This is a genomic window from Mangrovibacterium sp. (assembly GCF_041596335.1).
Lineage (GTDB): Bacteria > Bacteroidota > Bacteroidia > Bacteroidales > Prolixibacteraceae > Mangrovibacterium.
Map to the genome: position 1 here is coordinate 1 of NZ_JBFHIT010000044.1, position 18,514 is coordinate 18,514.

Genomic DNA, 18,514 nt, shown 5'->3' on the forward strand with positions numbered 1-18,514 from the left:
AACCCGCACTTTGTTACCAAAACTGGATTTTGAATCCAGCGCGTCTACCAATTCCGCCACCCGGGCCTGAATTAGCGATGCAAAAATAGTGGAAAAATCTTTCGCTCAAAGCAATTCAGTAAAAAACTTTTGTGTTTTTATCGGTTGGTGAAACGACAGTTGATTTACTTAAATGAAAATCAATAAATTGAATGTTTGTCGATTCTCCGTTTTACCCCGTCTTTTTTTAGTCATTCGTATTTGATTGCTCGGTTTTAGGTCGTTTGAGCGTCCGATTTTTTCACAATCCTACCGTATATAAGCAGGGCGATGGCCGAAACCAGACCAATCCCAACAAACACGAACCAGATGTAATGAGCATGCGATGTTGCTTCGGCGTAGGCTTCAGCAGAATCGAATAATCTGGGGTCGGGGCAATATTTGTCCAAAAGGTAACCACCAAGGCCAAAAGCTAAAATGTACGATATAAACGAGTGCAGATGGCTGAATCCCAAATAAAGGCCCTCTTCACCTTTAGGCGATTGCAGTGAAAAATATTCCAGGTATCGGGGAGAGATAAAACACTCGGCAATTGCCTGCATCGCAATTCCAACAATCATCATAAAAGCAACCGGATGCAATCCCAGAATTGTTTCCTTGCCAATAATACTTCCGAGCGACATGACCAGAGCCGACAAGGGAATGATGAGCATGCCAATCGTCATCGAGCGCAGAGCAGTTTGCTTTTTCATCAGCGTTGTAATGAAATTCACCAGAACAAACACCACCAGCGGATTTACGTTGGCGTACCAACCGGGAGAGGCGCTCTCGCCAATCATTCGGATCACGTATTTGGGCATGGTGGCATACATCTGGCTTTGAATCATCCAGAAGCCACTAATAATTAGGATTAGAACCACCAGCCGAACGTTGGACAATACTTTTACCAGCGCTTGTGCCAGTTCGCGAATCGTTTTTCCTTCACCCTCAGTTTGGGTCGATTTATAAAGGAAGAACACAGCAATCAGTGCGATGCCGGTCATCGTGGCCGCGAAAAAGTTGAGGTAAACCAGCCCCAGGTCTCCCATGCTTTTGCGAAGCGGATCAACAACAGTTTTACCAATAAAAGCGCCAATGTTTACCATCATGTAGAAGATGGCATAGCCACGGGCTCTTGTTTCGGAGGTGGTTTCGCGGGCTACAGTGCCCGATATTACCGACTTGATAAATGATCCGCCGATCACAATCAGCACCATCACCGGAACAATTGTCCAACGAAGCGGGCTTGTGTTTAGGCCGTTGAATACCGTGTCCATGCCATAGCTCACCAGCCCGGCGCTTTCTAGCATGGTTGGCAGCAAGCCCAGCCCGGCATAACCAATCGTTAGCAACGAGAAGGCGATCAGAATGGCCGTCCGGAATCCAATTTTATCAGCATATGCGCCCAGAAAGGTTGGCAGCAGGTAAAGTGTTCCCGAGAAAACACCCGAAATAGCTCCGGCTTCGATATCGGAAAAGCCCCAAACATTGGACAAGTAAATGGTAATTACAATGAAAATTGCGTAGTAAGCCAGTCGCTCCAGCAGCTCAACCGAGTTGGCTACCCAAAAGGCGCGGCTAAATTTTGTGTCAGGAATTTGTGTGTTCATCAAATTAAATTTTTCAGGATTGGCGCAAAGATAGCATTTTGATGATGTTGAAAAATATGGTAACATCAGCTTCTATTTCATGCTTTTGAGCCATCTTTGGGTTGTACCACCTTTCTCCCGATAAAATGAATGCATTGACCGACCGTGAATTGTTTTCGAAAGTGATGTCGGACGACGAGCTGGCTTTTGGCGAGTTGTTTCATCGCTACTATGCTGCCTTGTGTGTTTTTGCCGACCAAATGTTGCACGACGAGCAAAAAACCAGAGAGCTCGTGCAAGAGGTTTTTGTGAGACTTTGGGAGAAGCGGCAGCAGGTTCAAATTCATTCGTCGGTAAAAAGTTATTTGTTTCGGGCTGTGAAGAACGAATCAATTAACTGGATCAAGCATCAAAAAGTAGCCCAAAAATATATCGATCAGCTGGTGCCGGATGAACGATCAACTCAGGCCGATCAGTTCGTTTTAGAGGTTGATTTACTCCGAAAAATTGAGGCGGGCATTGAGGCTCTTCCTCCCAAACGAAAAGAAATTTATAAGTTGAGCCGGCAAGAAGGATTGAGCTATCGGGAAATTGCAGGGCAGCTCGGAATATCGGTAAAAACAGTGGAAACACAAATGGGACTGGCGTTAAAACACTTGCGGGAACAGCTAAAAGATTATCGCCATTTGCTAATTGGAGTGGGTTTTTTTCAAAAATATTTTCCCTAACCTTCAGGGTGTTTCCGGTAGTTCCTTGTCATGAGGGCAAATGGGAACAAATAAAAAACATACCGACGAGAGCTGGAGCGCATTAGCCAAAAGATTATTTGACAGCGATCCGGCCAACAACTCAACTGCTTTTGACCCGGAGTGGGACAATGATGAGTTGAATGACATTCAGGATACAGTTCGGAAAGTCGATCTGTATTTGGCTCAACAAAAATATTCGTCTACACAGGACTATCCTGCGCTGAAAAAGGTGATCCACCAAAAATCAAGCAACTCAAAAATCAAGCTGAATACTTTTTGGAGCCGAATTGCTGCCGTTTTGGTATTGGCCCTGTTGCTGGGCTCATCGGTTTATTGGATAGCCGAAAGCCGCGGCTGGATGCATGCTCCGGTGGACAGTGCTTTGGTTGATGATTTTGGATTGACCAAAATAGTGTTGGCCGATGGGTCGGTGGTGACCCTGAATCATGGAAGTCAGCTATCGTATCCGGATGAATTTGACCACAGCCTCAGGGAGGTAACGCTCGATGGTGAAGGCTTTTTCGAGGTGCAGCCCAATCCTGATCAACCCTTTCTGATCCATGCCGGTAAAGCCGATATTCAGGTTCTGGGAACCTCTTTCAACGTCAATGCTTATTCGGCGAACAAAGAGGTGTCAGTGGTGGTGGAAACCGGTCGGGTTCAGGTAAGTTCCAATGAATCGTTTGCCAATGAACTGGAGGTGATCCTGTCTCCGGGCGAAAAAGGGGTGTTGAGCGATGGGGCGTTGCAATTTCAGCGAAGCCAAAATGACGAGCCGAATTTTCTGGCCTGGAAAACCCACTCCTTCATTTTTAATAAAACAAGCCTTAAAGACGTCATACAACAATTGAACACGGTGTATCGGGTACAGATCGCGACAGTTGATTCGGAGATGGAACAGCTGTTGCTGACCGCCCGGTTCGACGAACGCCCGGTTGGCTTTATTCTTCAGGTGATTGCCATGACCCACAGCCTGGAAATTGATAAAACCGATGAAACAAATTATTTGCTGAAGAAAAAGTAGAAACAGAAAACCGAAGGGTGATGAAAACGAGCCTTGAACGCGATTCCCGATGGTTTTAAAACGAACACACGGAGGGGCTCATCCGTTGATGCTTTTAGCTGAGAAATGCTATCGATACGAAAAGTTGCACTTGGAAAACATGAAAAACAAAAACCGATGAAAACGAAAAATAGAGTTGGAAAATGGATTGGAATGCTGGTCGCGGTTTTGCTGGTGCTTGCTTCGGTTACAGCTTTTGCTCAGGAAAACAAGGTTCGGAAGTCGCTGCTCGACCAGAATATCAGTATTGTTGCCGAGGAGGAATCGCTCTCCAATGTCATTCAGCGTATTTGCGAATATTTCAATCTCGACTATTCTTACAATGCCAAACTGGTTGAAGGAAAGCAGGTAAACCTGAATATTTCGAATAAACCAGTACGTTATGTGCTCGATAAGTTGATGAAGGACTATTACCTTATTTTTGAAATTGAAGACAATATCCTGGTGGTTCGCGATTATGTTCCGTTAAAAGAATCGCTCGATTATGAGCGACGGGAGAAGCTGGTGCCCGGAAAAAACCGTTTCGAGTTTTTAAACAAGCGTGCCAGAAGTCTGACCGTTGATTTTAAAACAGCAAGCAACCTGATTATCATCCCGGTAATTATTAACGATTCCGACACCCTGAATTTTATTCTCGACACCGGAGTGCGGTTCCCGATTATTACGGAGTTGCCCTATGTTAATAAGTTGAACCTGAATTATATGCAGCCGGTTAAAATTTCCGGTTTAGGTGAGGGTGAAGGAATGACAGCTTATCGCTCGGGTAACAACACAATGAAAATTGGTGAAGGGCTTATTTCGTATAATCAGGAAGTTCAGATGGTCATCAGCGAACACTTTCAGATTTCGCAAATCCTTGGACTACCTGTCCATGGTTTGATTGGCTTCAACCTGTTTAAGGATTTTGTGGTTGAAGTCGACTACGATAACCTTAAACTCACAGTGATAAAGCCCGAATACTATCGCGATCGGGTTTACAATCGGGACATTGTGATGCCTATTCACTTTGAAAGCAATAAGCCGTACGTAAGGACCACGATAGTAACCGATAAAAATGAACACGTGCCGGTGAAGCTTTTGTTCGATACCGGAGCCAGCGACGCGATCTGGCTTTCGACCAGCTCTGACAGCCGGATTGGTTTGCCCGTCAATCATATTGAAACGTTCCTCGGGAGGGGCTTGAATGGCGATTTGTTCGGGAAAAAAGCGCGTATTGGCGGAATATGGGTTGGCCCGCTCATTTTGTACGAACCAATTGTGTCGTTTCCCGATGCTGAACTGGTTGAACAAATTATTCGCGACGACCGAAATGGTACTCTGGGAGCCGAGATCCTTCGTCGGTTTTATGTCACAATCGACTATCCAAACAATCAGATCAAACTTCGGCCTACATCTAAAGTAAAAGATGAGTTCAATTACAACATGAGTGGACTCGAAATATCGAATCCGTTTCCTGGAATGTCGGTATTCACCATCGATATCGTGCGCGACGATTCGCCGGGAAAACGAGCCGGACTGATGGCGAATGACCAAATCTTGTCATTAAATAAGACACATCACCAGAGTTTATCTTTAAATGATATAAATTTGATCCTGATGAGCAAAGAAGATCGGAAAATTGACATGACCGTTCTTCGCGACGGGCAGGAAATTGAAACGACCTTTTATCTGGAGAAAGTATTTTAATGCGGAAATACCGGCAAATAGTTAGCTTCTTAGTCCTTTTCTTTGTTGCCCTTGCGGTGGTGGCACAGGATGAAGAAGCTTCTTTTTTGTCGAAAACGATAAGTCTCAATGTTGAAGGAATCGAATTCGAGCTTGTGCTTGAAGCGATTGCTGAAAAAGCGGGTGTCAATTTTTCATACGATCCGAGTTTGTTGGACACCGGGCAGCCTGTCAGTCTCGTCTGCGAAAATCAGGAGTTGCAATCTGTATTAAATGATTTACTTGGGCGGGAGTTTGTTTTTCAGGAAATGGGCAATCAAGTCGTCCTTCTTCTAAAAACAACGAATGGTGAAGAATTGACAGAGAAAGAGCCTTTCAAACTTGTTCGCGGAACGGTTTGGGATCGCGATTTTCAGGAGCCTGTTCCGTTTGCAAGTATTTCAATCCACAATCAATCGTACGGCACAATTACCAATGCGCAAGGCTATTTTGAGTTGAAGATTCCGCCCAAATACAAATCCGAACAATTGGTTGTTTCGTGCATGGGTTACAGCCGGCTGTTGTTGCAGCCCGATTCGCTTAATTCTGACGATCTCGCCATTTGGCTGCAACCAATTAATATTCGGTTGGCTGAAATTAAAGTTCGGGCTATCAAGCCACTTTGGGTACTCGACCAATTTCTGGATCATACTGAAATCAATTATCCAAACGAATCGCGCCTTGCCACAGCTTTTTACCGCGAAGTTCTTAGTCAGGATGGCGACTACATAAATGTTTCTGAAGCTGTGATTCAAATGCTCAAGGCTCCCTACAATCTGCCTTTACGCAGCGACAAAATCCGATATCTGAAAGGACGAAAAAGCCCCGATGTAGAGAAATTTCAATGGGTCGACTTCAAAATGCAGGGCGGACCATTTTATACGATGCAGTTGGATGTGGTGAAAACCATGGATACGTTTTTAGATGAAAGCTACCGGGGGAGTTATAAATATGAAGCCGGCAATATGATCGACTATCTAGGACGGCCAGCCTATGTTATCCATTTTGAGCCCATTGGGCGGCCTGATTTTCTGACCTACGAGGGGAGTTTGTTTATCGATCAGGAAACCTTTGCGTTGGTGCATGCGGCGTTCAGCTTGTCGAAAAACGGAATTCGGATGGCACGAGATCAACTGATTCGAAAGAAGCCAAAGGGCTTCAGCGTTCGGGCACTGAATCTGGATTACCAGGTGAGCTACCGGCAAAACAATGGAGTCTGGTATTTGAGCACGGCGCAGTCATCGGTTAGCTTTCGGGTGAGGAGCCGTCACGATCAGGTGAATTCAGTCTTTCACAGTGTGTCGGACTTGCTGGTTACCAGCCATGAATCCACCCGTTTGCGACGGTTTCCCAAAGACGGACAGTTGCTGGCTTCCGATATTTTCGCGGAAAAAATTACCAGCTACGACCCTTCGTTTTGGGGAAACTTTAATATCATTCAACCAACCGACGAGCTGCGGAAAGCCATAAAATCGCTTGGTGTTGAACCTTTCGAAAACCCAATGTCTGAAGTGAATGAATCGGATGATTCGCTCTATTAGTACTCGTTCGGGTATTTTTTCAGCAATCCTCCCCACCGTTTTTGCTGGTCTGTCCGGGGTTTCAGGGAGTGGTTGTTGAATGCTCCTCTGCAACATCAGAAAAGGCTAAAGAGCTGATTTATAGTAGCTGTGTCAGCAGGCTTTCCCTATCAAGTCCTTCTTTTTCCAAATCTGCTTTTAGCAATTCGAAGGCAGGTTGCAGGCTCTCAAGCGCATGGTTTTTATCTCTCAGAATTTCAGTAAGCTTGAACATCAGCTCGTTCGAAATATTGCCAATCCATTCCGAATGCTTGATCTTGCCTTTTTCAATTTGTAGCATCACCTGCAATTCGCCATCCGAAAACCGAACCCGGTTGCGATAGGTGTACTTGGGTGAGTAGCCGTAAATCCAATCCCACTGACAATATTTTTCGTCCCGCAGCAGTTGGATCACAGCATTGTCTGCATCGCTTAATTGGGCATACTGAAAATTGGGAAAGCTTTGGGCGATTGTTTCAAACATGAAAAGGCTGAATTCATCAACCGTCATCTGTCGTTTCAGGTAGTCGGCAATGTTGGTGACAACGCTCCGGTTCGATTGCACTGCTTTGTCTTCGAAGCGCGACAAATCGACTTTTAAAGCATTTTTCAGGCGCGCTAACTGGCTGTTGAATAGGAGGGTGCCATGATGCAGTACGCGCTTCCGGAAGACATGCTGGGCGTTGCCCGATATCTTTTTCCCGTCGAGCACCAAGTCGTCACGTTTGCTGCTGGTAATTTCCAATCCGAGTTTTTCGAGCGCTTCTTTTACTGGTTGCAGAAAGATCTTGTAGTTCACCTCATCAATACGTTCCACTGTACGCATAAAGGTAAAGTTGAGGTTGCCCGGATCGTGAAAAACGGTTCCACCCCCCGATAGCCGTCGGGCAACTTTGATGCCGTTTTCGCGCACATATTGATGGTTTATTTCGGCCAGCGCATTTTGGTGTTTCCCCACAACAATGGAGCTTTCGCTGCTCCACAGCATGAAAATGTCGTCCTCAAAATTCTTTAGCAAATATTCTTCCGTAGCCAGATTGAAATAGGGGTCCGGATTGTTCAGATGGTAGCAACGTACAGTCATTCAAAAAAATCTAAATATGGGTTCTTCGTGTGCCGAAGAATGAAATTAGCGTACAAAGATAATCTTTGCGCATAAAATCGTTTCAATTTAAAACTGAAGGATGATTCCGATGGTCGGTAAAACCGTTCCCGAATCGTTTTTTACACTTTTCAATTGGTAACGGGTTCCGCCGTCGGTGGTGATAAACTGCCCGTTGGCATCTTCCTCACGAACTAAAATGTCCTGATCCTGGTTTTTGAAATTGTAGAAATTCTGAATGTCGATGTAGAACTTTGCCGTCATTTTGTTCAGATAATATGCTTTGTCGATCCGAAGGTCGAGTTGGTGAAACGCTTTAAATCGCTTTGTATTCCAGTTGTCGGTGTCGTAATACGGGCCGTTGTTCGCGTTCCATGCTTCAATCAGTGTCGACCGATCCATGTCGTAGGGTGTGTAGGGCAGGCCACCCACAAAGCGCCATCGACCGCCAATTTGCCAGTTCCGTTTCAGCTTTTTAGTTGAAGTAACAACCAATACGTGGCGGCTGTCCCAGCTCGAAGGAACGAGTTTTCCGTATCGGTCTTCAAATTCACTTCGAACAAAGGTGTACGATAAGTTGAAGTTGAAGTCTCCCGGAACAGCAATGCGGCTTTGCAATTCAGCGCCATAGGCTTGCCCTTCCGATATTGAGCTCACTGCTTCGTTGCCTACCACGCCAAAGTCGGCGCCCAGGTTTGCAAGGCTAATCGAATCGTTGATCGAGAAGGGGTAGTCTTCGTAATTCTTCAAAAATCCTTCGACACTAAAAAACAGGTTGCCTTTGGGTTGATAAGAGATTCCGGCAATGAAATGGTCGGCCTGAATGTATTTCAGTCCATTTTGTTTGTTGATATATTCCCCGTTTTCCTGGTATCCCAAAGCAGTGTATGGAGGGAGCTGAAAATAGCGGCCGGTGTTAAAGTTGATGCTCCAGGAGGGGTTGAGTTTCCACGAAGCCGAAAAACGCGGCGAAACCTGCTCGAAGGGCGATCGCATGTCGCTGGAATAGTTGTTGGCATCTAATCGCAGGCCGAAGCTCAGGCTAAGTCGATCGTCGATAAACGTATGGCTGGCTTGTCCGAAAAGACCCCATTTCACAAAATCCAGCGAGCTGTCAAAATCGACCTGAATTGGCGTGTTGTTGTAATAGCGGGTTTGCGCTGTCTGGTTGGTGTAGTGTACAAAATCAACGTTGCCACCAAAGTTAATTTTTGCACGTCCTGCCCGCATTGAATTTTCGTAACGGATTTTGTTTTCGACTTCCTGCGAACGGTAATCCAATGTTTTGTTGTCCTCCGAACTTTCGTCATTATCGAGGTATTTTTCTGCCTCATTAGTTAGGTGATTTCGGCTCAGCACGATTGTTTGATAGCCATTCTCATTATAATGTTTGTAAACGGCTCCCAGCGTGTAGCTCCATTGTTTATTGGTGGGCAGCGAAGCCAGAATATATTTTTGCTGATCATCCGGATCTTCAATGTCGGTGTTGAGTTCCGAAATATCGTAGGCTCCCAGACCGATGAAAGAGATTTCGTTTTGGCGGTCGATTCGGGTTTTCACCTTAAACTGAACATCGTTAAAAGTGGGCAAAAAGGGGATCTCCAGCAATCCGAAAAGAAACTGCAAGTATGATCGGCGAACGGAGAAAATGTAGCTTGTTTTGTCACCAATCGGGCCATCAATCGTGGCGCTGATTTCCGATGCGCCGAGCGATGCCTGGCCTCGAAATTTTTCGCGATTGCCATCAACCAGTGAAAACTCGAACACGCCGCTTAGTGCATTGCTGTGGTTGGCCGGAAAAGCTCCGGAGTAATAATTCACCTCGCGCAGCAAGTCGGCATTGATGATGCCTACCGGACCGCCCGATGCTCCCTGTGTGGCAAAATGGTTGATGTTGGGCACTTCAACATCGTCGAGGTAGAAACGACTTTCAGAAGGGCCTCCTCCCCGAACTATGATATCGTTCCGGAATGAGGGCGTTGATTGTACCCCCGCGAATGACTGAATCACCTTCGAGATGTCGCGGTTGGCTCCCGGACTGCTTTCTATTTCCGACAGACTAATGGTTTTCAGCGACAGCGGACTTTCTTCGGTTTTGCGAAAAGGCGATGCTGACACCGTAATTTCGTCCAATTCGGTATTACTGCGCTCCATGCCAATTTCAACAAAAGCTGTTTTGGCTTTGCTAATTTCAATTTCCGAAGAAATGGCATTGTTGAACCCAATCAGTGAAACTTCGATCCGGACAAAGCCCGGCTTTAAACCCGAAATGCGGAAAGAGCCTTCCTCTGAAGCTACTGTACCTATCGTAGTCCCCGAAACTAAAACATTGGCAAACGGCAAATTCTGATTATTGGTTCGGTCGTAAACCCGTCCCTGGATGCTGCCCTGTTGTGCCATGAGTAAAATTGGTGCAACTAAAAGTCCGAAAAGAACCTTGATTTTCAATATAAAACGACTTTTCATCTCTTCAATTTAGCTTTTTTAACGGTGTCATCTTTCCGAAAGCCGAGCCACTTTGCAATGGATCGCTATCTTTGTTTCTGCATTCGAATTTACGATTTTGTTCAGAATGGCAGTTGGATTCTTAAACAAAACCAACCGGAGCTTGTTCGGATGCCTGGACTTTATTTTGTGTGTATCTGTGTCGATTGCTGAAAATGAAAAGCTTAATCCGCTGGTCGAATCAGTTGATGCGAAAAAGGGTACGCATTTCCATTTATCAAAATTTGTTAAATACATATGCGAGTAGTTATTCAGCGCGTTTCATCGGCGTCAGTTAGTATTGGCGGTAAGGTTAAATCGGCTATCGATCGGGGATTATTGATTTTGCTGGGCATTGAGGATGTGGATACGGATGAGGATATTGATTGGCTTGTGAAGAAAATTTGCCAGCTACGTATTTTTGCCGATGAGCAGGGTGTGATGAATAAATCGATTGAGGACGTTGGCGGCGATGCGTTGGTTGTGAGTCAGTTTACCTTGCATGCCAGCACCAAAAAAGGAAATCGGCCATCGTATATCCGAGCCTCGAAACCCGGGTTTGCCATTCCGATGTACGAAAAGTTTTTGGCCGAAATGGAATTCAAGTTGGGCAAACCGGTTGGCAGCGGTGAGTTTGGTGCCGACATGCAGGTGAGTTTAAACAATGATGGGCCGGTGACAATCATCATCGATTCGCAAAATAAAGATTTTTAGGACTTTCAGAGTGGTTAATATAAACTAGGACTCCTTCACTGCGTATAAATAAGCGACTCAATGGCAGAAAAACAGAATGAGAATAGACCGGTAAGTATTCCGGAAGCACAACAGTTAGTTGATCAATGGATTAAAACCATTGGTGTACGTTATTTTAGCGAGTTGACCAATTTGGCGATTTTAACTGAAGAAGTAGGGGAGTTGGCCCGGATTATGGCGCGAACCTATGGCGATCAGTCGTTTAAAAAGGAAGACTTGGGAAAGGATTTAGGCGATGAAATGGCCGATGTGCTTTGGGTGCTGATTTGTTTAGCGAATCAAACCGGGATTGATCTGAATGAGGCTTTCTTAAAAAATATGGAAAAGAAAACAGAACGGGATAAAACCCGCCATCAAAATAATTCGAAACTTAAATCATAAAGCGATGACAATTCAGGCTGAACTGGCTGCTTTGAAAGCAAAAGCCGAAAATAATAACAACACTGAGATGCAACAACTGGCATTCTCCTGTATCGATCTTACAACCCTAAACTGTACCGATACTGTTAGTCATGTACGATCGTTTACCAAGCGGGTTAACGATTTTGCGAATGACTACCCAACGTTGCAGAATGTCGCGGCTATTTGTGTTCATCCCAATATGGTGCGTTCGGTAAAGGAAGTGCTGAAAGTTGAAGAAGTGAAGATTGCCTCTGTGGCCGGTGGATTTCCGGCAAGTATGACATTTATTGAGATGAAAGTGAAAGAGGCAGTTATGGCTGTTGAATTAGGAGCCGACGAGATTGACATTGTACTGCCGATCTGGGCTTTCCTGGAAGGGAATAAATTGGTTTGTCAGGAAGAGATTGCGACGATAAAAGAAGCGATTGGAGAAGCCCATCTGAAAGTGATTATAGAAACCGGAGCATTGGCCGAGCCCGAGAAAATTCACCATGCAGCCATGTTGTCAATGGAAGCCGGAGCAGATTTTATCAAAACATCAACCGGGAAAATGAGTCCTGCCGCAACTCCCGAAGCTGCTATTATCATGTGTCACGCGATTAAGGACTTCTGGATGAAAACAGGTCGGCAGGTTGGTTTTAAACCCGCAGGTGGTATTGTAACTACCGAAGATGCGATTTTGTATCTCACCATTGTAAAAGAAATTTTAGGCAACGAATGGCTAAATCCCGGCTTGTTCCGCATAGGTGCAAGTCGCTTGGCTAATAATTTATTAAGTGACTTTTTGGGCGAAGAAATAAAATACTTCTAATTCTGGAATAGAAAATTGAAAGGGTGTCGATAACATGAAATTGACGCCCTTTTTTTTACTCGGGTTTGTAGGTTTCAAGCACTTTTTTTACCGACCCGTGGACTAATAATAATTCCCGCGATTTGGCTTCGTCGAGTCCCAATTCGTGCATAATCATCCGGGTTCCACGCTCAATCAGTTTTTGGTTGGTCAGCTGCATGTTCACCATCCGGTTGCCTTTCACCCGTCCAAGTTTGATCATTAGGGTGGTTGTAATCATATTCAGAATCAACTTTTGTGAAGTGCCCGATTTCATCCGTGTGCTGCCCGAAACAAACTCGGGACCAACAATCACTTCAATCGGAAATTCAACTTGTCGGGCTAATTCACTTGCGGGATTGTTCGTGATGCAGGCAGTTAAAATTCCCATCTCACGCGATTTCCGAACCGCGCCAATCACATAGGGCGTCCGGCCCGAGGCCGCAATGCCAATCACCGTGTCCAGTTTGTTGATTTGATGCTCGAGCAGGTCCTGCCAGCCCAATTCAGCATTATCTTCAGCTGCTTCCACTGCTTTTCGAATCGCACGATCTCCTCCGGCAATCAGGCCAACAACCACACCGTAATCGACACCAAAAGTCGGGGGAATTTCCGATGCATCCAGTATTCCCAGACGCCCGCTGGTTCCTGCACCAACATAAAACAAGCGTCCGCCCTGCATCACCCGCTCAGCAATTTGAATGACCAGCTTTTCAATCTGGGGGATCGCTTTCTGTACAGCCGGCAGTACTTTCCGGTCTTCCTCGTGGATGCTGTCGAGCAGTTGGCGCACCGACATATTCTCGAGATTGTTGTAACTCGATTCTGATTCTGTAATGCTCTCGTCAGCCATAAGCTTTCTTTTTTTCTGTGTTGAATACTCACCGAATGGAGATCAATCGGAATCCTGGGTTATTCGACCCTGTCAAAGATAATTTTTTTAGTTCTAACTCATGTTAGGCGGTTTAAAGTTCAGCATCCCGTAATTTGATATTTAAACTGTGCAGTTTTCCCGGCTGTCATTTCTTTATGGCTCTTGATTTCGAATCGCGATCCCATCGGTTGTTACACTTATTTCACTAAAGGACAGCGTTCTGGAAGAGGTTGAAAAAAAAGCGTTTGGAAGCCTGCTTTACGGTCGAAAAGTGGTACATTTGGTAATAGCCGGCAGGAGCCTTCTCTGTTTCTGTCCGCCGACTCCGTAAGGGAAAACCTACTAAAAGGCTGATCTAAAGCACTAAGCGGATTTCGTGTCGTTATCAGGCTTTCAGTGTCGTTCTTCGTTTATTATTTAGCGTGAATAGAACAAATGATAAAAATAGCTTCATCGGAAAGTTGAAGCACAACCGTTCTGACAACTAATATAATTCTTCGAATATGAACACAAAGATTAAAGAATTAACAGAGAATATCTACAACGAGGGTGTTGCAAAAGCCCGGACCGAAGCAGATAAGATTCTGGCAGATGCTCGTGCTGAAGCCGAAAAAACCATTACCGAAGCCAATCAAAAAGCTGAAGCTATGCTTTCCGAAGCCAAAAGCGAGTCTGAAAGTATGTATAGTTCGATTAAGACCGAATTACAGGCCATATCGGAACAGGTGATCGAGATTACGAAACAAAACGTCACCAATTTGGTTACTGCTCAATCGTCCCTCAAAATTGCGAAGGAAATTACCGGTGATCCAAAGTTGATTAAAGACCTTGTATTGGAGGTAGCCCGCACCTGGAGCCAGGAAGACGGACAGGAACACGATCTGGATATTCTTGTACCCCAAACCATGTACCCCAAGCTAGAACCTTTGTTTAAAGCTGCCGCTTCGGAAGTGATGGGAGCCAAGCTGACCATCAAACCGGTAGCCGGGCTTAAACAAGGCTTTCAAATTGTAAAAGACAGCGATAGCTTTAAGATTTCATTCACCGACGAAGAATTTACAACCTTCTTCACCTCATTGATGAAAGTTAAAGTTCGCGATTTTCTGTTTAATACAAAGGCATGATGAACCTCTATTACAGTTTTATTTCCGGGTTGCCTGATCTGGAGTTTAATCCTGAAACCGCGTTTACTTCGCCCAACAAGTTCGAACTAAGCTTGGGCGAAATTCTTGATGCTGAAGAAATAACGCTTTTGCATCTGCTTCGGTATCCGGAATTTCACTACTCTATCTGTATGTACCTGAGCGGACATACACACGAAAACGAGTTGTTGCCTGGGTTTAAAGGAGAGGCTTTTCAATCATCGAACGAGCATTTTGAGGCACTTCCGGCCTATCTGCAACACTTGGTTGTTTGGAAAGAAAACCGCCGGGGAGAAATATCCAATGTGATGGTCACCCATAAAATCCAGCAGTATTATTTTGCAGCACTTCATGCAACCGGAAACTATTTCCTTAATGAATGGGCCGATATGGAGTTGAACCGTCTCAACTTTCTGGCTGCACACCGAATCGATAAACTAGGCGAAGAGAATAAACAGCAGCTCATTAAGGGGAATGAATATCACGACCTTTTGCTGGAATATCCCTTGAACCAAAAGATTATTCGCACTGAATTCAGGGACGCGGAAAGACTGGAGCAACTACTTGCCAAACCAAATTATTTGGAGCGGGAACAAGACTTTGACCGGCTGCGATGGAATGCCATTGACGAGATTAACCGATTCGAATATTTCACGATAAACATCATTCTGGGTTATTATCAGAAATTGCTGATCCTTGACCGTTGGAAGAAGGTTTTTGCGCCCGAAAACCCGGTTGACCCTGTAGTGATAGCTGAGAAAATGATGCAGGAAAAACAACGTTAAAAAAATTCAGGAAATTGCCGGCAACGTCACCTGTTTTCGGCTTGAAATAATTGCGAAAGAATATGGAAAATAATTCGATCATCAGTAAAGGAAAAGTAACAGCTATCGTGGGCAACCTGGTTGAAGCTGTTTCAGACGGACCGCTGATCCAGAACGGGATTTGTTTTTTTCAACATAACGACAAACAGATCATGGGCGAAGTTATTAAAACGGAAGGAAGTAAAGCTTTTGCCCAGGTTTTTGAAAGCACGCGTGGATTTCGCACAGGCATGGACGTTCAGTTCTTAAGCAACATGCTTGAGGTGTACCTGGGGCCTGGAATGCTTACCCGAAACTACGATGGCCTTCAAAATGATCTGGATAAAATGAACGGCGTTTTCCTTGAACCGGGAGCACGAACCTACCCGCTCGACAATGAATCGGTTTGGGATTTTACCCCTGTGGTTCAGAAAGACGATACCGTAGATGCGGGAGACTGGTTGGGAGAAGTTCCCGAATACCACATCAGCCATAAAATTATGGTTCCATTTAAATTGAAAGGCACTTACCAGGTGAGCTGGATTGCCCCTAAAGGAAAGTATAAACTCACCGATACCATTGCACGAATCAAAGATGCAAACGGTGACGAAAAGGCAATTAATATGGTGCAAACATGGCCCGTTAAAATGCCGATTCTGGGTTACCGTGAGAAATTGCGCCCTGGTATGCTTTTCGAAACCGGTGTGCGGGTTATCGACACCATGAACCCGATTCTGGAAGGGGGAACCGGCTTTATTCCCGGGCCTTTCGGTAGCGGCAAGACCGTACTTCAGCATGCCCTGGCCAAACAGGCTGCCGCCGATGTGGTGATTATTGCCGCCTGCGGCGAACGGGCCAATGAGGTGGTCGAAATCTTTACCGAATTCCCACATCTTGACGACCCACGTACAGGTCGTAAACTGGTTGAACGTACAGTGATTATCGCCAATACATCTAATATGCCGGTGGCAGCCCGTGAAGCATCGGTTTATACTGCAATGACAATTGCCGAGTATTATCGGGCGATGGGACTGCGAACCTTGCTTCTTGCCGACTCAACCTCGCGGTGGGCGCAGGCACTCCGTGAAATGTCGAACCGGATGGAAGAGTTGCCCGGTCCTGATGCTTTTCCGATGGACCTCTCGGCCATTATTGCCAGCTATTATTCGCGAGCGGGTTTTACAACACTGAACAATGGCAAAAACGGCTCGATTACCTTTATCGGAACAGTATCGCCTGCCGGTGGTAACTTGCTCGAACCGGTGACCGAGTCTACAAAGAAGGTAGCCCGCTGTTTCTTCGCGCTTTCACAAAACCGCGCCGACAGTAAGCGATACCCGGCAATCGATCCGATCGACAGCTACTCGAAATACCTGGAATACGACGAATACATCACCTATGCCATGCGCGAAATTGGTGAAAACTGGATTGACAAAATCGATTTCACTAAAAACTACCTGATTCGCGGTCAGGAGGTGAATGAACAAATCAATATTTTGGGCGATGACGGTGTCCCGGTAGCTTACCACGAAATATTCTGGAAGTCTGAATTGATCGACTTTGCCATACTTCAGCAGGATGCCTTTGATGCCATCGACAGCAATACACCGCTGAAACGCCAAAAGTACATGCTCGAGAAAGTGATTGAAGTGGTTGAAACGAACTTCGAATTTGAAGAGTTTAACGAAGTTCGCGATTTCTTTAAGAAAATAATCAACCTGTTTAAGCAGTTGAATTATAGTGAGTTCAAGTCGAGTAAGTTTGATGATTACGAGCGCCAGTTAGAGGTTCTTATTCAGGAAAAAACGACCGTCGCCGGATAGGGCGACGAAAGTGCAACCCGAGTTAGATCAATATAAAAGAAACACAAATTTTTAATCCGGATAAGCCTATCGAAACCCCGAAATACTTTTTTAAACCGGGAGCTTTTGAAGGTTAGACGAAAAAGACATAAACGTATGAAAGCAAGGGCATTTCAAAAAATATATTGCCGGCTAACCAACATCACAAAAGCCACTTGTTCTCTGGAGGCCACCAATGTGGGTTACGAGGAAATGGCTTATGTACAAGGTCGTGCCGCTCAGGTCGTAAAAATTGCCGGGAACAAAGTTACCTTGCAGGTATTTGAAGGCACGGAGGGTTTACGTAACGACGCCGAGATCATTTTTACCGGCAGGGCTCCGTGGCTGCCGCTTAGCGACCACATGAGCGGTCGCTTTTTCGATGCATTTGGTCAGCCTATCGACGGTCTTCCGGCTGTTGAAGGGCGCGAGTTCCCGATTGGGGGCCCATCGGTAAACCCGGTTCGGCGTAAACAACCCAGCGAGCTAATCGCTACAGGCATTGCCGGGATCGACCTGAACAATACGCTGGTTTCCGGACAAAAGATCCCGTTCTTCACCGATCCCGATCAGCCCTATAATCAGGTGCTTGCACTCATTGCTCTTCGTGCTAAGGTTGACAAGATTATTCTTGGAGGGATGGGACTTACCCGCGATGACTATTTATTCTTCAAGCATTCCTTTGAGCAAGGATATGGCTTGTCGAAGATCATTGGATTTATTAATACAACTGATAAATCGCCGGTTGAACGCCTTTTAATTCCGGACATGGCTCTGGCCACAGCAGAGTACTTTGCGGTAGAAAAAAATGAAAAGGTGCTGGTGTTGTTAACCGATATGACCCAGTATGCCAGCGCGTTGAGTATTGTTTCTAACCGGATGGACCAAATCCCGTCGAAAGATAGTATGCCGGGTTCGCTCTATAGCGACCTTTCCAAAATTTACGAAAAGGCGGTACAGTTCCCCGATGGTGGAAACATCACCATTCTTGCAGTAACAACACTGTCAGGAGGGGATATCACTCATGCCATCCCCGACAATACGGGTTACATTACCGAAGGGCAGCTGTTTCTACGTCGCTCTCCTGATGTGAATAAGGTCATTATTGACCCATTCCGGAGTTTGTCGCGACTTAAGCAGTTGGTTATCGGGAAAGTGACTCGCAGCGATCACCCGCAGGTGATGAATGCCGCGATCCGATTATACGCCGATGCTGCAAACTCGAAGACCAAGCTGGAAAACGGGTTCGAATTGTCGGATTATGACCGTCGTGTGTTGCAGTTTGCTGAAGATTATTCGCGAAATATACTGGCAATCGATGTCAATCTGGAAATGAATGAAATGCTTGATGAAACCTGGAGTCTGTTCAGCAAATACCTGACCAAGGATGAGGTGGGTATCAAGCAGGAATTTGTGGATCAGTATTGGAGAGAACTGCAGTCAGTGTGATCTGCCAGTTCTTGAAAAGGTTGGATTGATGAACGGGGTGCCGGTACAATTCGATAATCGGAAAAACACCGGCCGGCAGCGAAGATAGGACAGTAGCTGAGTATTTCATTAAAGACGTTTAATATGAGGAAGTTATTGTCGGCATTTAGCGAA

At 45.5% G+C, this 18,514-nt stretch carries 15 protein-coding genes; 11 read left to right on the top strand and 4 right to left on the bottom strand.

All coding sequences use genetic code 11. From position 1 onward, the window contains the following. Window positions 1-254 precede the first annotated feature (254 nt). Entirely contained in the window at window positions 255-1,628 is a 1,374-nt protein-coding gene (locus ABZD21_RS14415) for an MFS transporter (RefSeq protein ID WP_372775761.1), read from the bottom strand. A gap of 125 nt (window positions 1,629-1,753) precedes the next feature. Here ABZD21_RS14415 and ABZD21_RS14420 point away from each other — a divergent pair, with 125 nt between their 5' ends. The 4 genes from ABZD21_RS14420 (at window position 1,754) to ABZD21_RS14435 (ending at window position 6,664) form a co-directional block, all read left to right on the top strand. Continuing rightward, the gene (locus ABZD21_RS14420; RefSeq protein WP_372775762.1) at window positions 1,754-2,335 is read left to right on the top strand and encodes an RNA polymerase sigma-70 factor; all 582 of its coding nucleotides are present in this window, start codon (window positions 1,754-1,756) and stop codon (window positions 2,333-2,335) included. A gap of 40 nt (window positions 2,336-2,375) precedes the next feature. After that, complete coding sequence (locus ABZD21_RS14425) at window positions 2,376-3,380, top strand: FecR family protein (protein ID WP_372775763.1); 1,005 nt, start codon at window positions 2,376-2,378, stop codon at window positions 3,378-3,380. A gap of 156 nt (window positions 3,381-3,536) precedes the next feature. After that, the gene (locus ABZD21_RS14430) at window positions 3,537-5,105 is read left to right on the top strand and encodes an aspartyl protease family protein (protein WP_372775764.1); all 1,569 of its coding nucleotides are present in this window, start codon (window positions 3,537-3,539) and stop codon (window positions 5,103-5,105) included. Continuing rightward, window positions 5,105-6,664 carry a carboxypeptidase-like regulatory domain-containing protein gene (locus tag ABZD21_RS14435; RefSeq protein WP_372775765.1) on the top strand — a complete coding sequence of 520 codons (1,560 nt, stop codon included), beginning with the start codon at window positions 5,105-5,107 and terminating at the stop codon, window positions 6,662-6,664. Before ABZD21_RS14430 ends, ABZD21_RS14435 begins: the two co-directional genes overlap by 1 nt. Before the next feature lie 118 nt (window positions 6,665-6,782). Here the strand turns inward: ABZD21_RS14435 and ABZD21_RS14440 are convergent, their stop codons facing one another. Together ABZD21_RS14440 and ABZD21_RS14445 are read right to left on the bottom strand one after the other, a co-directional pair. Continuing rightward, window positions 6,783-7,766 (bottom strand): lipoate--protein ligase, encoded by a 984-nt coding sequence (locus tag ABZD21_RS14440; RefSeq protein ID WP_372775766.1) that lies wholly within the window; start codon window positions 7,764-7,766, stop codon window positions 6,783-6,785. An 87-nt stretch (window positions 7,767-7,853) separates the two neighbouring features. Next, a complete protein-coding gene (locus ABZD21_RS14445; RefSeq protein ID WP_372775767.1) occupies window positions 7,854-10,250 on the bottom strand; it encodes a TonB-dependent receptor domain-containing protein in 2,397 nt (798 codons plus the stop codon). A 276-nt stretch (window positions 10,251-10,526) separates the two neighbouring features. On the opposite strand from ABZD21_RS14445, the gene dtd reads away from it, so the two are divergent. Genes dtd through deoC form a run of 3 tightly spaced genes read left to right on the top strand, consistent with a single transcriptional unit; the run spans window position 10,527 to window position 12,234 of the window. Continuing rightward, window positions 10,527-10,982, top strand: coding sequence for a D-aminoacyl-tRNA deacylase (gene dtd / locus ABZD21_RS14450; RefSeq protein ID WP_372775768.1), 456 nt, complete (start codon window positions 10,527-10,529; stop codon window positions 10,980-10,982). Between the two features lie 60 nt (window positions 10,983-11,042). Beyond that, window positions 11,043-11,402, top strand: a complete 360-nt coding sequence (locus ABZD21_RS14455; protein WP_372775769.1) for a nucleotide pyrophosphohydrolase — start codon at window positions 11,043-11,045, stop codon at window positions 11,400-11,402. A gap of 4 nt (window positions 11,403-11,406) precedes the next feature. Further along, entirely contained in the window at window positions 11,407-12,234 is an 828-nt protein-coding gene (deoC, locus tag ABZD21_RS14460) for a deoxyribose-phosphate aldolase (protein ID WP_372775770.1), read from the top strand. 55 nt (window positions 12,235-12,289) lie between these two features. Here the strand turns inward: deoC and murQ are convergent, their stop codons facing one another. Then, on the bottom strand, window positions 12,290-13,105 hold the full coding sequence (gene murQ / locus ABZD21_RS14465) for an N-acetylmuramic acid 6-phosphate etherase (RefSeq protein ID WP_372775771.1): 816 nt from the start codon (window positions 13,103-13,105) through the stop codon (window positions 12,290-12,292). A 524-nt stretch (window positions 13,106-13,629) separates the two neighbouring features. Here murQ and ABZD21_RS14470 point away from each other — a divergent pair. The 4 genes from ABZD21_RS14470 (at window position 13,630) to ABZD21_RS14485 (ending at window position 18,361) form a co-directional block, all read left to right on the top strand. Next, the gene (locus ABZD21_RS14470) at window positions 13,630-14,250 is read left to right on the top strand and encodes a hypothetical protein (protein ID WP_372775772.1); all 621 of its coding nucleotides are present in this window, start codon (window positions 13,630-13,632) and stop codon (window positions 14,248-14,250) included. Next, window positions 14,247-15,053, top strand: coding sequence for a DUF2764 family protein (locus tag ABZD21_RS14475; protein ID WP_372775774.1), 807 nt, complete (start codon window positions 14,247-14,249; stop codon window positions 15,051-15,053). The genes ABZD21_RS14470 and ABZD21_RS14475 overlap by 4 nt, the downstream gene beginning before the upstream one ends. A 62-nt stretch (window positions 15,054-15,115) precedes the next feature. Next, window positions 15,116-16,894: a V-type ATP synthase subunit A gene (locus ABZD21_RS14480; protein WP_372775775.1), complete on the top strand. Its 1,779-nt coding sequence runs from the start codon at window positions 15,116-15,118 to the stop codon at window positions 16,892-16,894. Window positions 16,895-17,029: 135 nt separating this feature from the next. Next, window positions 17,030-18,361 (top strand): V-type ATP synthase subunit B, encoded by a 1,332-nt coding sequence (locus ABZD21_RS14485; RefSeq protein WP_372775776.1) that lies wholly within the window; start codon window positions 17,030-17,032, stop codon window positions 18,359-18,361. The last annotated feature ends 153 nt before the right edge of the window (window positions 18,362-18,514 follow it).

What these genes read in the sequence shown, in the direction of transcription:
- ABZD21_RS14415 (WP_372775761.1), bottom strand. Translation starts at nt 1,628, where the DNA reads ATGAACACACAAATTCCTGACACAAAATTTAGCCGCGCCTTTTGGGTA.
- ABZD21_RS14420 (WP_372775762.1), top strand. Translation starts at nt 1,754, where the DNA reads ATGAATGCATTGACCGACCGTGAATTGTTTTCGAAAGTGATGTCGGAC.
- ABZD21_RS14425 (WP_372775763.1), top strand. Translation starts at nt 2,376, where the DNA reads ATGGGAACAAATAAAAAACATACCGACGAGAGCTGGAGCGCATTAGCC.
- ABZD21_RS14430 (WP_372775764.1), top strand. Translation starts at nt 3,537, where the DNA reads ATGAAAACGAAAAATAGAGTTGGAAAATGGATTGGAATGCTGGTCGCG.
- ABZD21_RS14435 (WP_372775765.1), top strand. Translation starts at nt 5,105, where the DNA reads ATGCGGAAATACCGGCAAATAGTTAGCTTCTTAGTCCTTTTCTTTGTT.
- ABZD21_RS14440 (WP_372775766.1), bottom strand. Translation starts at nt 7,766, where the DNA reads ATGACTGTACGTTGCTACCATCTGAACAATCCGGACCCCTATTTCAAT.
- ABZD21_RS14445 (WP_372775767.1), bottom strand. Translation starts at nt 10,250, where the DNA reads ATGAAAAGTCGTTTTATATTGAAAATCAAGGTTCTTTTCGGACTTTTA.
- dtd (WP_372775768.1), top strand. Translation starts at nt 10,527, where the DNA reads ATGCGAGTAGTTATTCAGCGCGTTTCATCGGCGTCAGTTAGTATTGGC.
- ABZD21_RS14455 (WP_372775769.1), top strand. Translation starts at nt 11,043, where the DNA reads ATGGCAGAAAAACAGAATGAGAATAGACCGGTAAGTATTCCGGAAGCA.
- deoC (WP_372775770.1), top strand. Translation starts at nt 11,407, where the DNA reads ATGACAATTCAGGCTGAACTGGCTGCTTTGAAAGCAAAAGCCGAAAAT.
- murQ (WP_372775771.1), bottom strand. Translation starts at nt 13,105, where the DNA reads ATGGCTGACGAGAGCATTACAGAATCAGAATCGAGTTACAACAATCTC.
- ABZD21_RS14470 (WP_372775772.1), top strand. Translation starts at nt 13,630, where the DNA reads ATGAACACAAAGATTAAAGAATTAACAGAGAATATCTACAACGAGGGT.
- ABZD21_RS14475 (WP_372775774.1), top strand. Translation starts at nt 14,247, where the DNA reads ATGATGAACCTCTATTACAGTTTTATTTCCGGGTTGCCTGATCTGGAG.
- ABZD21_RS14480 (WP_372775775.1), top strand. Translation starts at nt 15,116, where the DNA reads ATGGAAAATAATTCGATCATCAGTAAAGGAAAAGTAACAGCTATCGTG.
- ABZD21_RS14485 (WP_372775776.1), top strand. Translation starts at nt 17,030, where the DNA reads ATGAAAGCAAGGGCATTTCAAAAAATATATTGCCGGCTAACCAACATC.